Source organism: Pseudarthrobacter sp. CC12 (assembly GCF_039907755.1).
Taxonomy (GTDB): domain Bacteria; phylum Actinomycetota; class Actinomycetes; order Actinomycetales; family Micrococcaceae; genus Arthrobacter; species Arthrobacter niigatensis.
Window position 1 is genome coordinate 1 of the sequence record NZ_JARDJH010000025.1, and the last position, 13,824, is coordinate 13,824.

The 13,824-nt window shown below is 65.1% G+C and carries 13 protein-coding genes; 9 read left to right on the top strand and 4 right to left on the bottom strand.

Annotation, left to right across the window (positions count from 1 at the left end; all coding sequences use genetic code 11):
• The first annotated feature begins 125 nt into the window (after positions 1-125).
• Positions 126-1,046 (top strand): Ltp family lipoprotein, encoded by a 921-nt coding sequence (locus PV772_RS15940; RefSeq protein WP_347886776.1) that lies wholly within the window; start codon positions 126-128, stop codon positions 1,044-1,046.
• Positions 1,047-1,459: 413 nt separating this feature from the next.
• Positions 1,460-1,636 carry a hypothetical protein gene (locus tag PV772_RS15945; protein ID WP_347886777.1) on the top strand — a complete coding sequence of 59 codons (177 nt, stop codon included), beginning with the start codon at positions 1,460-1,462 and terminating at the stop codon, positions 1,634-1,636.
• A gap of 86 nt (positions 1,637-1,722) precedes the next feature.
• Here the strand turns inward: PV772_RS15945 and PV772_RS15950 are convergent, their stop codons facing one another.
• Positions 1,723-3,135, bottom strand: a complete 1,413-nt coding sequence (locus PV772_RS15950) for an amino acid permease (RefSeq protein WP_347886778.1) — start codon at positions 3,133-3,135, stop codon at positions 1,723-1,725.
• Positions 3,136-3,177: 42 nt separating this feature from the next.
• A complete protein-coding gene (gene hisC / locus PV772_RS15955) occupies positions 3,178-4,269 on the bottom strand; it encodes a histidinol-phosphate transaminase (protein ID WP_347886779.1) in 1,092 nt (363 codons plus the stop codon).
• Between the two features lie 93 nt (positions 4,270-4,362).
• Between hisC and PV772_RS15960 the strand changes: the two genes are divergently transcribed.
• A complete protein-coding gene (locus PV772_RS15960) occupies positions 4,363-4,866 on the top strand; it encodes an Lrp/AsnC family transcriptional regulator (protein ID WP_347886780.1) in 504 nt (167 codons plus the stop codon).
• A 116-nt stretch (positions 4,867-4,982) separates the two neighbouring features.
• On the top strand, positions 4,983-6,641 hold the full coding sequence (locus tag PV772_RS15965) for a thiamine pyrophosphate-binding protein (RefSeq protein ID WP_347886781.1): 1,659 nt from the start codon (positions 4,983-4,985) through the stop codon (positions 6,639-6,641).
• Between the two features lie 57 nt (positions 6,642-6,698).
• Here PV772_RS15965 and PV772_RS15970 read toward each other — a convergent pair whose 3' ends face one another.
• Complete coding sequence (locus PV772_RS15970; protein ID WP_347886782.1) at positions 6,699-8,300, bottom strand: DUF1524 domain-containing protein; 1,602 nt, start codon at positions 8,298-8,300, stop codon at positions 6,699-6,701.
• A gap of 266 nt (positions 8,301-8,566) precedes the next feature.
• On the opposite strand from PV772_RS15970, the gene PV772_RS15975 reads away from it, so the two are divergent.
• From PV772_RS15975 to PV772_RS15985, 3 genes are all read left to right on the top strand, one after another.
• Complete coding sequence (locus PV772_RS15975) at positions 8,567-8,698, top strand: hypothetical protein (RefSeq protein ID WP_347886783.1); 132 nt, start codon at positions 8,567-8,569, stop codon at positions 8,696-8,698.
• Positions 8,699-9,084: 386 nt separating this feature from the next.
• Positions 9,085-9,840 (top strand): hypothetical protein, encoded by a 756-nt coding sequence (locus PV772_RS15980; protein WP_347886784.1) that lies wholly within the window; start codon positions 9,085-9,087, stop codon positions 9,838-9,840.
• A gap of 56 nt (positions 9,841-9,896) precedes the next feature.
• Positions 9,897-11,438: an HD domain-containing phosphohydrolase gene (locus PV772_RS15985; protein ID WP_347886823.1), complete on the top strand. Its 1,542-nt coding sequence runs from the start codon at positions 9,897-9,899 to the stop codon at positions 11,436-11,438.
• 46 nt (positions 11,439-11,484) lie between these two features.
• On the opposite strand, the gene PV772_RS15990 is transcribed toward PV772_RS15985, so the two are convergent.
• Entirely contained in the window at positions 11,485-12,576 is a 1,092-nt protein-coding gene (locus tag PV772_RS15990) for a class I SAM-dependent methyltransferase (protein ID WP_347886785.1), read from the bottom strand.
• A 338-nt stretch (positions 12,577-12,914) separates the two neighbouring features.
• On the opposite strand from PV772_RS15990, the gene PV772_RS15995 reads away from it, so the two are divergent.
• Positions 12,915-13,331, top strand: a complete 417-nt coding sequence (locus PV772_RS15995) for an SRPBCC family protein (RefSeq protein WP_347886786.1) — start codon at positions 12,915-12,917, stop codon at positions 13,329-13,331.
• Complete coding sequence (locus tag PV772_RS16000) at positions 13,331-13,762, top strand: MarR family winged helix-turn-helix transcriptional regulator (protein ID WP_347886787.1); 432 nt, start codon at positions 13,331-13,333, stop codon at positions 13,760-13,762. The genes PV772_RS15995 and PV772_RS16000 overlap by 1 nt, the downstream gene beginning before the upstream one ends.
• The last annotated feature ends 62 nt before the right edge of the window (positions 13,763-13,824 follow it).

A 13,824-nucleotide genomic window follows, 5' to 3' on the forward strand; every position in this document is an offset into this window, starting at 1 on the left:
AGCTACTGCTCTCCACAGCACAACCTCAGCCGGCACAAGCCGCCTGATCAACTGTCCACGATTTGCGGGCAACCCCAGCACGCTTTGCATCGCACGTCGGTCAGGTGTCCTATGGAAGGACTCTCATGAGCCACCAACCCTACACCGCTCCCTACCCCCCAAACTTCGGCTACGGTCAAGCGCCCATTAGCAACAAGTCGTTCTTGACGACTTGGCTCCTCTCACTGCTCCTTGGCGTGTTCGGTGTTGACCGCTTCTACCTTGGCAAAGTCGGGACCGGAACCCTGAAGTTAGTAACCTTTGGCGGGATCGGCATTTGGGCACTGATCGACCTCATCTTGGTGCTGTCGAATAAAACTCGCGACAGGCAAGGGCTCCCGCTGGAAGGTTATGACAGGCACAAGAAGGTGGCCTTGATTATCACCGGCGTTGTTATTCTCCTGAGTATCGTCGTCAACTCCGCCAAGGCCGGCTCTGCCCCCTCGTCCGCGCCTGCTGCTTCCACACCCAAGGTCGCCACGGCAACTCAAGCGGCATCTGCTGCACCCGCCTCCACGCCATCGAAGGATCCGGCTGTCGCTGCAGCCGAAGCGCAGGCCTCGGCGAAAGCTAAGGCTGAGGCCGATGCCGCCGCTAAGGCAAAAGCTGACGCAGATGCTGCCGCCAAAGCTCAGGCCGACGCTGCGGCTAAGGCAAAGGCCGACGCAGACGCTGCCGCCAAAGCTCAAGCCGAAGCGGAAGCAGCTGCGAAGAGGGGAACAATCAGCCAACAGAGCGCGACGAGAAAGGCCGGTGACTACCTCCAGTTCACCGCATTTTCGCGCCCCGGTCTGATCGATCAACTTGTCTTTGAGAAATACTCCGTTGAGGATGCAACCTGGGCCGTCGACCACATGACTATCGACTGGAACGATCAAGCCGCCAAGAAGGCCAAAGACTACCTGAAATTCACTTCTTTCTCGCGCCCCGGGCTCGTCGATCAACTCCTCTTCGAGGGTTTCACCCCAGAGCAGGCTGAGTTCGGAGCGAGCACGACCGGACTTTAGCCATCCATGTCGATGGCGCCCCGCGCCCTAAGGCCAAGGCTCGCAAAAGTCCCAACCGAACGATCTGACCCAGGGACCGGCTCAGGGACTCTAATCGATGGGCGCTGGAGGGGAAAGGCGCTGCGAAATGCCATCACAGTCGGGAATAACAAGCAAAAGGGGAACTCATTTTGAAACTCACCACAACTTTGGCCAGCGGCGCTCTCCTGTGTCTGGCACTTTCAAGCTGCTCGGGGCCACCCCAAGCAGCTCCCGCAGTCACGCACACTGTGACAGAGACGGCCACGGCAACAGTGACCGTAACGGCCACCTCCACGGTCGCACCTGCCTCTGTGGCTCCGGCCGCCGCGGTTGCCCAGGCAGTAACTCCCGCTGCTCCAGCTACGGCGGTAATTCCTGCCAACATTGCCGGAATGAATGCAGAGGCACTCAACGATGAGCTGTCGGCTTTGGGCTTCAAGAAGATCGTCTACAACTCAAACACTGGCAAGACGGTTCTATTGCTTAGCAACTGGACAGTTACTGGGATTGACAATGCAGGACAGCAGCAACCAGTGGATAAGGCAGTAGTAGTTCACGTAACCAAGTAGTTCCTCTATTGCCCAGGGCGCGCCCGGCCAAAGCCGGACGCGCCCTATGCCTGCGCCGAACCCAAGAAGGGGGCCAGCGGCCTGGTCTAGTCGACGAGCACCCGGGGCTTGGCCTCGTCCGTGGATCCAGGAGCAGTCGGAACGTTCCTGGACCGGTGGTTCACCCAGCACCCCGCCGCCAGAACCGCCACAAGCCCAAAGGTGCTCAGCAGCTGAGGGCGGGAATCCTCGCCGATGAAGCCCACCGTGAAGATCGCCGCAAGGATCAGCAGGCCAAGGGAGGTGAGCCACGGGAACCCGGGCATCCGCAGGGGAAGCGCCGTCCCGTCGCGGTCCGCGCGGACGCGCAGAGCGAGCTGGGCCAGGAGCGCGGACGTCCACACCAGCAGGCACGTCGAGCCGACAATGTTAAGCAGGACCGGAAGGACCTTCTCGGGGAACGCCAGCTCCAGCACAACCGTGACAATACCGAAGACAACGCTCGCGAGCACGGCGACAACGGGAACCCGGGCCTTGGACACAGAGGCCAGCCACCGCGGAGCCTCACCGCGCTCAGCCAGGGAGTAGGCCATCCGGGAAGCGCCGTAGAGGTTGGCGTTCAGCGCGGACAGCAGTGCCGCGACGGCTACCAGGGTGATGGCCGTGGCCGCGCCAGGCATGCCCGCTGCATCCAGCACCGCGGCGAAGGGGCTCTTCAGCCCCGCCGAACCCACGGGGACCACCGCAGCAATCACGAAGATGGCACCGATGTAAAACACCAGAATGCGCCACAGCACCGTCCGGACAGCCTTCTTCACGCTGCGGGCCGGCTCAGCAGTCTCGGCTGCGGCCACGGACACAATCTCGGTGCCGCCGAACGCAAACGCCACCACGAACAGAGCCGTCGCAATCCCGGCAAAACCGCTGGGCGCGAAACCGGCACCCGTGAAGTTGGCCAGGCCCGGCGACTGCACGCCCGGAATCAGACCAAACAGCAGGGCAAAGCCCACCAGCAGGAACCCGATAATCGCCGCCACCTTGAGCAGGGCGAACCAGAACTCGAACTCGCCGAAGTTCTTCACGCTGGTGAGGTTCACGGCGGTGAGCATCACGATGAACACGAAGGCCATCATCCACACGGGCAGGGCCGGGAAGATGGTGGCCAGCAGGCCTGCCGCGCCGAGCGCTTCGGCGGCGATGACCACCACCAGCTGCAGCCACCACAGCCAGCCGACGGTTGCACCGGCCACGGGCCCGTAGGCCTTGGCGGTGTAGACGGAGAAGGCACCGCTGTCCGGATTGGCGGCGGCCATCTCGCCGAGGGCCCACATCACCAGGATGATGAGCGTGCCGGCCACAAGGTAGGAGATCAGCACCGCCGGGCCCGCGGCCTGGATGCCCGCGCCGGAGCCGATGAACAGGCCCGCGCCGATGGCGCTGCCGAGGCCCATCATGGTGAGCTGGCGGGGTTTGAGGGCTGCGCCGAGTGGGCGGGCAGACGTCTTTGTCTGTTGTTCCATGGGGATTCCTCTTAGTTGTTGGTAACTGTTGGGGATAAAAGTTCAGGCCGCGTGGGTTTCGAGGAGCCGGAGCACGCGGTTGTTGGAGGCGGGGTCGGCAACGGTGATCCGCACGCCGTCGCCCTGGTACGCCCGGACCAGGATGCCCGCGCGGTCAAACGCATCCACCAGCCCTGCCAGGAGCTGGTCACCGACACGGATCCACAGGAAGTTGCCCTGGCTGGGCTGCAGCTTCCAGCCCTGGGCCGCCAGCTCCACGGCCATCCGTGCGCGCTCCTGCTTCACCGCCGAAACCCGCGCTTCCATCTCCTCCCCCGCGTCCAGCGACGCGATGGCCGCCTTCTGGGCCAGCGCGCTCACGCCGAACGGAAGGGCGGTCCGGCGCAGCCCCTCGGCGATGGCCGGCGACGCAACGGCGTAGCCCACGCGAAGTCCGGCGAGCCCGTAGGCCTTGGAGAAGGTGCGCAGGATGCAGACGTTCGGGTACCGGCGGTAGAGCGCCAGGGAGTCGGGGCCTGCGTCGGCGTACTCCACGTAGGCCTCGTCGATCACCACCAGGACGCTGGAGGGCACGGACTGCAGGAAGGCCTCGAGTCGGCCGTGGCTGATCGGCACGCCGGTGGGGTTGTTGGGCGTGCAAAGCAGGATGACTTTGGTGCGGCCGGTGACGGCGGCGGCCATGGCGTTGAGGTCGTGGCCTTCGGCGTCGTCCAGCGGGACGCGGACCGGCCGGGCGCCTGCCAGCTCCACGAGGATGGGGTATGCCTCGAAGGAGCGCCACGCGAACACCACTTCATCCCCGGCGTCGCACAGTCCGGTGATGATCTGCTGCAGGACGCCCACGCTTCCGGGCCCCACCGCCACTTCCTCCGCGGTGACGCCCAGATGCCGGGCGAGCCGTTCGCGGAGTTCGACGGCGGCCATGTCCGGGTAGCGGTTCATCCTGCCGGCCGCTTCGGTCACCGCAGCCATGGCGGCGGGCAGCGGGTGATAGTGGCTTTCGTTGCTGGCGAGGGCGGCGATGTCCACGCCGGTGCCGCGTCGGCCCGGAACGTAGGACGGAAGGCCCGCCACCGCGCCACGCAGGGTGGGCAACGCAGTTTCGGGAGCGGCAACAAGCTGATCACTGGTCATGAAGTCCGATCATGGAAGTGACCCGGACCACAATGCAAGGTAGGCTCCGGTGCTTGGGACTTCTGCTCAACTTCTAGTAGCTCTGGTGAAAATATGACCATCGCAAACTCTCGCACCCTCGATTCGCTCGACGGCAGGATCATTCTTGCCCTCGACAAGGACCCCGAAGCCAGCGCCCTGGCACTCTCCCGGACACTCGGCGTCGCGCGCAACACCGTCCACGCGCGGCTGGCGCGGCTGGAGCGCAGCGGCGCGCTCCGCTCCTTCAGCCGCAGGCTGGACCCGGCCGCGCTCGGCTACGAACTCATGGCCTTCCTCTCCCTCTCCATCAGCCAGACCCGCACCGGCTCGGTGGAGAACGGGCTCGCCGCCATCCCCGAGGTCATCGAGGTGCACGCCACCACCGGCGACGCGGACCTCATGGCCAAGGTGGTGGCCCGCGGCACCGCCGACCTCTACCGCATCACCAATCAGATCCTTGAGATCGACGGGATCCAGCGGACCAGCACGGCCATCTCCATCCTGGAGCTCATGCCGCCCCGCTACGACGGGCTCATCAGCCGGCTGTCGGAGCAGGAATCGCGTCCTTCGGAGTAGACGGTGACGCCGGCCACCAATGGGCAAATTGTCAGCGCAAGTGCTTCCTGCTGCCAAAAGTCCCAGCGGCATTCCACGGTATTGCAAACGTGAGATGCAGCCCACACGATGCCTGCATGACTACTCTCACTGTCTCGGGCCGCGTCGCACAGGTTCTCAGCAGCTATGTCAGCGACGTCTTCGGCGTCATGGGCAACGGCAACGTGTACTTCCTGGACGCTGCGGAGCAGCAGGGTCTCCGCTTCACCGCTGTCCGGCATGAGGGTGCTGCCATCGCCGCTGCCGACGCCTACTACCGGACCTCGGGACGGCTTGCCGCGGGTACCACCACCTACGGCCCGGGCTACACCAACGCGCTCACCGCCCTCGCCGAGGCGGTCCAGGCGCAGATCCCGGTGGTGCTGGTCACCGGCGACGCCCCCACCACCGGTGCCCGGCCCTGGGACGTGGACCAGGCGGCCATCGCCTCCGGCCTCGGCGCGGCCACCTTCACCGTCACCCGGGACGCCGCGGGCGCCATCACCCGGCAGGCCGTGGAGTACGCACTCACCCGGCGCACCGCCGTCGTCCTTGCCATCCCCTACGACCTCGCCGCACTCGAGACCAGGAACGAGGACCTTCCGGAACCGTCGGCACCAAAGGTGACGGACGACGTCGACGGCGGCCTTGGGCAGGTTGCCCGTCTCCTGGCCGGTGCCAGGCGGCCGCTGATCCTGGCCGGCCGTGGTGCGCACCTCGCCGGTGCCGGCCCGGAACTCCGCGAACTCGCCGACCGGCTCGGCGCACTGACCGCCGGAACCGCCCTGGCGCTCAACCTCCTCAATGGCGAGGGGTACCTGGGCGTGGCCGGCGGTTTCGGCACCGACACCGCGGCCGGACTAATGGGCGAGGCCGACGTGGTCCTGGTGGCAGGGGCCAGCCTGAGCCCGTTCACCATGAGGTTCGGGCACCTGCTGGGCCCGGACACCACCGTCATCCAGATCGACACCGCGGTGGAGCCGACGAATCCACGGGTGGACCTGTTCGTTCAGGCTGATGCGAAGGCCGCTGCTTCACGGCTGTTGTCGTTGGTGGATGGCGAGGCTGCTGTTGTGGGGTGGCGGGCCGAAGCCTCGAAGCGTCTGGCTGAAGGGCCGGGGCATGAGGCCGGATCCGAGGTGACCGAGGACGGCCGGCTGGACCCGCGCGCCCTCGCCACTGCGTTGGATGCCGTCCTGCCGGAGCGCCGCACGGTGGTCCAGGACGGCGGCCACTTCATCGGCTGGGCGCCCATGTACTGGAACATCCCGCGGCCGCAGGACCTGGTGATGGTGGGTACCGCCTTCCAGTCCATCGGGCTGGGCCTGGCCAGCGCCGTCGGGGCGGCCCGTGCGCTGGAGGACGGCCGCACCCTGGTGCTGGCGTCCGGCGACGGCGGGTTCCTGATGGGCCTGTCCGACCTCGAATCGCTCATTTCTACGGCCCGCAGCGCCATCGTGGTGATCTACAACGACGCCGCCTACGGGGCCGAGATCCACCAGTACGGCTCGCAGGGCCTCACCGAGAAGCCCATGCTGATCCCCGAAGTGGACTTCAGTGGAGTTGCGAGGGCTCTTGGGGCTGAGTCAGCTGTCATCCGCTCCCTTGGCGACCTGTCCGCGCTGCAGGATTGGATCGACGCCGGTGCGAAGGGGACGTTCGTGGCCGACTGCCGGATCACCTCGAGCGTCCGTGCGCCCTGGCTGACCGAGTGGATGAACGCGACGCGGGCCGCGAAGGCTGCGGTGGCGGGGTAGGTAGTTCCCACGACACAAGTGCGGCCGTTTCCGGCGGCTGGTTGAAGCCAGGACAATCTACTTCGGCTCGCTCCTTTGAGTGTCCTGCGTTAAGCGGCGTGTTTCGTGATACTCGGTTCGGAGAGCGCTGAGACGACGACCATCGGGTAGTTCCCAGAAGGACCAGCCATTAGTGGCCCCCTTACGAATGTGATGACCAGCGCCTGAAGGGGTTGAAAACTTCTTCCCATCGTCCGTGAGGAACTCGCCAGTTGCAAGCACTTCACATTTGCGATCGGCCCATTGGCCGTACCGGGCCCGCAACACGGTCCCTACTGGAAGAAGCCCCGATGCCACAAGTTCACGCGTGCTTGTCTCAGGTAGTGCTGCCGTGGGCCCCGTACTCACGGCGCCGACGTGGCCGTCTGGGATGCGCCAAGTTGCTATAAGTGCATCCGCAACCTCGGAGGTCCTGCGGTCAATCTCTTTCTCGCTCCAACCGTCCACGGAAATTTCGCGGATTCTACGATTCATTAGAAGAACGTCGTGACGTTCGAGTTTGGCTCGTTTCCCGTTCGCTCCCAGCCAGGGCCCATTAGAGACTGCAGAGTTTAGAGTCGCGGTTAGAAGAGTAAGGTTCCCGAACCTATGTATGTGCGATTCGCGCTCCACTTCTTCCGCTAGATCGCTCATCGGCCAATGCTGGACCCAGCTTTGGGGCATTAAGTGTTCAATGGGAAGGCCTACTCGTGCAACACGCGTTCCCGTCGCGGACGGGGTTGTGCCTGTATATCCTCGGTAATGATCCTCAACTGCTTCGAGAAACATACGCAGGCGACCACGTCTGAAGCGCCTATACGCTGAATCGGCGGCCAGTACTGAGCGCAATTCTTCGTCTCCGGGCCAATACGTACTGGCGGCATTCAAATTAGTGAGATAGCGTTCGATACTTTCCACCAAGTCGGTGTCAGCAATACGACGATGAACACCAATGAGTTCGGCAACCACTCGCCCCATGTCACCCAACGAAAGTCTGAGCAACGCTCGGCGCATGAACCAGCTCTCAAGCATGGCAACAACTTTGTCCCGAGGGCCCGGCAAGACCTCTGACCCAGGCTCATGAAGCCACAACAAGACCGGCTTTAGTGCCTCAATCTCCGCAGCTTGACTGCGATAAACGCACATCTCAACGACGCTGAGCTCCGCATGCGGATCGGCCGCGCGTTCTGCCCATCCTTGGTATTGGTACGCCTGATCCTTAATGTTCCTCAGTAGCGGCGCCATCGGGAACCCGGCCTCATGCTCCACATAATGCTTGAAGCGAGTGAATGTTGATTTCGGGCCAATCTCCTCTCCTACCCTGGAGACGAGCCATTGATTGAGGAACAGTGAACTGCGTGAGATAGGATACCGCCCCACGCTGATCTCCTTTTCCCAAAACTTCGTATCAAACGGCCACAGGTCCCTGTATGCCATATGCGTATCTATGCCCTCAGCAGTAAGACGCTGAAAGACAAAATTCTTGATCAGATCGGCAGCAGTTAAGGGCGTTCCCCTTGCATTCAGGGTCTCGAATATCTCCTGTGAATTCTCGTCTGCGCGCAGGCCTATCACAACGATTTGTAGTGACTGTGTAAGGACGTTGGCCAGCGCGCATTTACTCGTCTCCTCCGTAGCCAAATGCCGCGTGCCAGCAAGACTGGGGCTCTTGAGGACGAGCCTATTATGTTTCCGTTCACTACCCCCTGACTCGACACGTCGCTCTCCAAAGCACTGTCATCTCGATTAACCAGCCTTTACACTCTGGCCATCCCATGTGTGCGACACTCCGCATCCCGGCCACATCCGGAATAGCCGGGCCAAGCCAACTGGTTGTCGCAGGCATGAAGGCAATCACTTGCAGCCATTTCGGACAGTCGGACGTCCATGGCTACGGGGACCAGCCTATGCCGAAGGTCGGACCCGGGATGGTCCTGGTCAAGGTCAAGGCGGCCGCGGTGAACCCGGTGGACCGGAAGATCATGGCTGGCGGGTTGGATGCCCTCACGGACCTGCAGTTCCCCGCCATCCCCGGCTAGGACGTGGCAGGCGTCGTGTAGTCAGCGTGCATCCCCCCGCAAAGTTCCAGCTCGGTGACGAGGTCACCGCTTAAGGCGGCAAGGACTACGTCGACGCTGCAGCTTCGCCGAATACATCGCGCTGCCGGAGCGGACCCTGGCGAAGAAGCCCGCATCACTTGGTTCGAACGAATCGGTCGGCCCCGCTGCTGATTGCCTCACCGCTACCAGGCACTCAGCCGGCTGGTCCGTTAATCCGGCGAAACTGTCCTGATCGAAGGTGGAACGGGTGGCAGCGGGTCCCTTGGCATCCAGGCCGCGTAAAACCGACGCTAAATGGGGCAACTGCCCCATGTCCCTGCCGCGGCCCGCTCCTAGTCTCAAGGCATAGAAAAAAGGAGGCGGCCATGACCATCTACCAGCCGCAGTCATCAGCAGAGGCAACACCAAAACTTGCCGAACTTCCCCAGGACGCTGCCGAGCACTTCGCCGGCTACGCCGTCCTGGGGCTGCCTTTCACCAGCGGCCACTACCTGGCGTTCCGGGATTTCCCGGTGAGCTCCGTTGGCCCCGGCTACCGCTCTGTCTGGCACCGCACACCCGGCGGCGAGTGGACCATCTACGCCAACACCGCGCCCGAGTTCAGCTGCGCCCGCTACTTCGGGAAAGCCGTCCACCATACGGTGGAGACCGACGTCGACATCCAGTGGAGCGGGCCCTTTACCGCGCTGATTACGGTGCCGGGCGTCGTGGACTGGCGCTTGGATCTGGGCACCTCCGCGGCCACAACGATGCTGACCGCCATGGCCGTGCGGATGCCGGAGAGCCTGTGGCGGAACGAGCTGGTGCTCCGGGCCATGGGGGCATTCGCCGGTCCGCTGCTCGGCGCGGGCAGGATGAAAGTCTCGGGTGTGGTGCCCAACGGCCAGACGTTCCAGGCCCAGCCGCGGCGGCTGTGGCTCGTGACGAATTCCGAGGCCACTATTCAGGGCGAGGGCGCCGGACGGCCCGGCCCGCTCAAGGTTCAGGACCACCTGGCGGACTTCTGGCTTCCACAGCGTGGACTGTTCGGAGCGCAGGTGGGCGTCAGGTTCCCCTCCACCGCACAATCCGCCGGACCAGGTCCTGTCCAGGTACGGACAAGGAAGAACCAAGCGGCATAACGGCCAAGGATGGTCCCTACTGCCCAAGCTGGCGGCTTCCTAGAATGGCAGGTGTGATGCAGTCACCGGCTGCGCCCCGCCGCAGCGAAGTCCTGGCCGCACTGTCGCTCGCCATCGACCTCGGGCTGGGGCAGCCGATGGAGCACATGCTGCGTGCGTCCCTGCTGGCGCTGCGGATCGCCGGCGCGGCGGGCGTTGACGACGCCGGCCAGGGCAGGATCTACTACGCCAACCAGCTGGCCTGGATCGGCTGCCACGCGGATTCCTTTGAACTCGCCGCGCTGTTCACTGACGATATCGCCTTCCGCGCCGACTACTACCGCCGCGACCAGCACGGCCTGCCCATGTACGCCGGCATGTTCAGCCACGCCGGCGCCGGCCTCCCGCCGCTCCTCCGCCTCGCCCGCTGGACGCGTTTCGCCGCGACAGGCAGCGGCGCGGTACGCACCATGATTGCCTCGCACTGCGTCTCCGCCGGGGTGCTGGCCAGCAGTGTAGGGCTCGACGACGGCGTGGCAGGACTGCTCACCCACACCTTTGAGCGGTGGGACGGCAAGGGGCTGCCGGAGGGAGTCGCGGGGCCGGACATTCCATTAGAGATGCGGATTATGCACCTGGCCGATACCGCCGAGGTGTTCCTGCGGACGGAAGGCGTGGCCGGCGCGGTGGCCATGGTGCGGGCACGCCGCGGTAGCCAGTTCGATCCCGCACTGGCCGGGCTGTTCATCGAACAGGCCGAGGTTCTCACCAAAGGACTCCTCGACGTCGACTGCTGGCAGGCGGCCCTTGACCTCGCTCCCACCGACGCTCCACTGTCCGGCAGCCAGCTCGATACGGTGCTGCGCGCCATCGGCGATTTCGCTGACCTTAAGTCCCCCTACACCGCCGGACACTCCCGCGCGGTGGCGGCGCTGGCGGCCGCCGCCGGCGAGGAACACGGGCTGCCCCCGGACGACGTCAGGGAGCTCCGCCGCGCGGGTTGGGTGCACGACCTGGGCCGGTTGGGGGTGTCCAACCAGGTGTGGGACAAGAAGGAACCCCTCTCCGCGCTGGAGCAGGAACGCATCCGCATGCACCCGTATCTGGGCGAACGGATCCTCAGCCGCGTTCCCGGGCTGAAGGGCGAGGCGGCCCTCACCGGCTCACACCACGAGCGGCTCGACGGGTCCGGTTATCCCCGCGGGATTGGCGGAAACGAGCTGGGTGTAAAGCAGCGGATCCTGGCGGCTGCGGACTCCTACCATGCCTCCGTGGAGCTACGCCCGCACCGGCCCGCTCTGACGCCAGCTGATGCGGCGGCCCGGCTGCGGCAGGAAGTTTCGGCTGGGAGGCTCGCCGCCGGAGCGGTGGAGGCGGTGCTCGTGGCGGCCGGCCAGCAGCCCCGCTGCCCGCATTCGGCCGCGGGCGGACTCACGCCGCGGGAAGTGGAGATCCTCGGCATGCTGTGCCGCGGCCTGACGCCGGCCCAGATCGCAGACAGCCTCTTCCTTTCCCGGAAAACCGTCCGCAACCATGTGGAGCACATCTACACCAAGATCGGTGCAACCAACCGGGTGGGGGCTACCTTGTTCGCGATCAGGAATGGGCTGACCGAGTAGGAGAGCCCAGACCAGTCCGCGCTGTCCTGGGACACATCCCTTGTGACTATTGGCTGACCAGCCGCCACAATGACGTGACTTCGGCCGAGCGCGCCGCGAACAAGGGATCGTCGCGGTCCGAAGCCTTAGGATGCGTTGGCTTGGTGTCCAGCCGTTCCACCACTTTCAGGCCGGCCGCTTCGATGGCGGCCAGCAGGTCCGCCCGCGACCGCAGGCCCAGGTGCTCGGCGAGGTCGGACAGAACGAGCCAGCCCTCACCGCCCGGCTCCAAATGTCCGGGGAGTTCTGCCAGGAAGCGGTAGAGCATCCTGCTTCCGGGGTCGTAGACGGCGCTGTCCAGGCTTGAATGCGGCGTGGCCGGAATCCAGGGCGGGTTGCACACGATCAGAGGTGCCAGTCCGTGCGGGAACATGTCGGTCAGCATTGCCTCAGCGCGGTCTTCGACTCCGAGGTTGCGGAAGTTTTCCGCGGCGCAGGCGATGGCACGCGGTTCGTTGTCCGTCGCCACCACGCGGCGGACACCACGGCGGGCGAGGACGGCGGCGAGCACCCCGGTGCCCGTTCCGACGTCGAACGCGAGCGTGTCCGCGGGCAGCGCGGCCGCTGCCACGAGATCCACATACTCGCTGCGGGTGGGGAAGAATGTGCCGTAATGCGGGTGGATGCGGTCCTGCAGGGCATCGACGTAGACGCCTGTCCGCCGCCACTCGTGGGCGCCGATGGCCCCGACAAGCTCGTGCAGGGACACCACGGAAGACTCTGCAATGTCTCCGTATGCTTCCGCGGCGGCCTCGCCGATGTCCGGTGCGCGGCGCAGCGGCACCACCGGACCCGGATCAAGCGGAATCAGCACCAAGCCCAGGATTCGTGCACGGTGCGAGGCGGCCTGCCGGTGCCGGTAGAACTGCTCGGCGGGGGTTCCTGCGGCCTTCTTTCCGGCGCCTATCCGGCGGTCCAGGGCGTTGAGGATCTGCCGCGCGTTGTGGAAGTCTCCATGCCAGAGCATCGCGATTCCCTGTGATGCTCTGCGGTACGCATCATCGGCCGTGAGGGAATCGTCCACCACCTCCACCCGCCCCGGCGCCGACCTGCCGTTGGCCGACCGCCACCGCGCGGCCATCCCGGTGCCAGCGTCCATCCAGGTCACATGCCCGGCGGCCGCCGCTGTGTTCAAAGGGGTGGGGTCAAAGGGCGAAACTTCCGCCGGAGCTGGGGTGCCAGTAGGGATGAAGTTCCATTCCAAGATGTTGGGTGCGATCGGATTCGGGCCGATTGCAGCGGGGGTTCGACGACATCGAAGGGAACGCTGCCGGGAGTCCAGACCGCCCGCCGGCAACAAAGGCGGGCTTGGTCGATGCGGCGCTGAAGCCCAGAACCTACTGTCAGGGTACAGGTAAACCTTCGGGTTCCCCTCTAGACAGAAGTTAGTCTGTGCACAGATAATCTTTGTGTAGATCATCTTCTGAGGAGGCCACCATGTGGGAATACGAGCACAGTATCGAAACCAACGCCACGCCAGAAGCCATCTGGCGGCTCTGGTCCGACGTCGAGAACTGGGGTGCCTGGAACGGGGAGATCGAGAAGACCGAGATCAACGGCCCCTTCGCTGAAGGCACCCAGATCCTGATGACGGCCCCAGGCGACGATCCGATCCCCTTGGTCATCGCCGAGGCAGTCGAAAACGAACGGTTCGTGGACGAGGCCCGCTTCGGCGGCCTGCTCCTGCGCACCACCCACCGCATCGATGCAGCCGGCGAGGACCGGATCCGCGTGGTGTACCGGATGGAGATCAGCGGCGACGGCGCCGACGAGGCCGGCCCGCAGATTGGGCCCGGCATCACCGCGGACTGGCCGGAAACCATGGCCGCGCTGGTCACGATGGCAGGCGGCTGATGCCGCTCAACCCCGGCGAGAGCCCCGGATTCCTGCTCTGGCACGCCACGCTGCGCTGGCAGCGGGACATCGCGGCAGCACTCGCCCCGCTTGATCTCACCCACGTGCAGTTTGTGCTGCTCGCCTGCGCGTGGTGGCTCAACAACAAGGGTGAGCACCCCAACCAGCTGGCCCTCGCCCGGCAGGCGGGCACCGACGTCAAGATGGCCTCCCAAGTCCTGCGCGCCCTGGAAGCGAAGGGACTCATCGAACGGGAAGTCGACCCCACCGACACCCGGGCCAAACGGCTGCGCGTTACCAGCGCAGGAGCCGAGCTGGCTCCCCGGGCCATCGCCGCCGTCGAACTCGCCGATGCCACGTTCTTCGAGCCCGTGCCCGTGGACGACGCCGTATCGCTGCTCCGCCGCCTGGCCCGGCCCGCGGGTGATTGACGGTGTATCCAGGGAGCACCGTCGTAGCTGATTAGGTTTTTTATGCTCGACGCCATCGACGC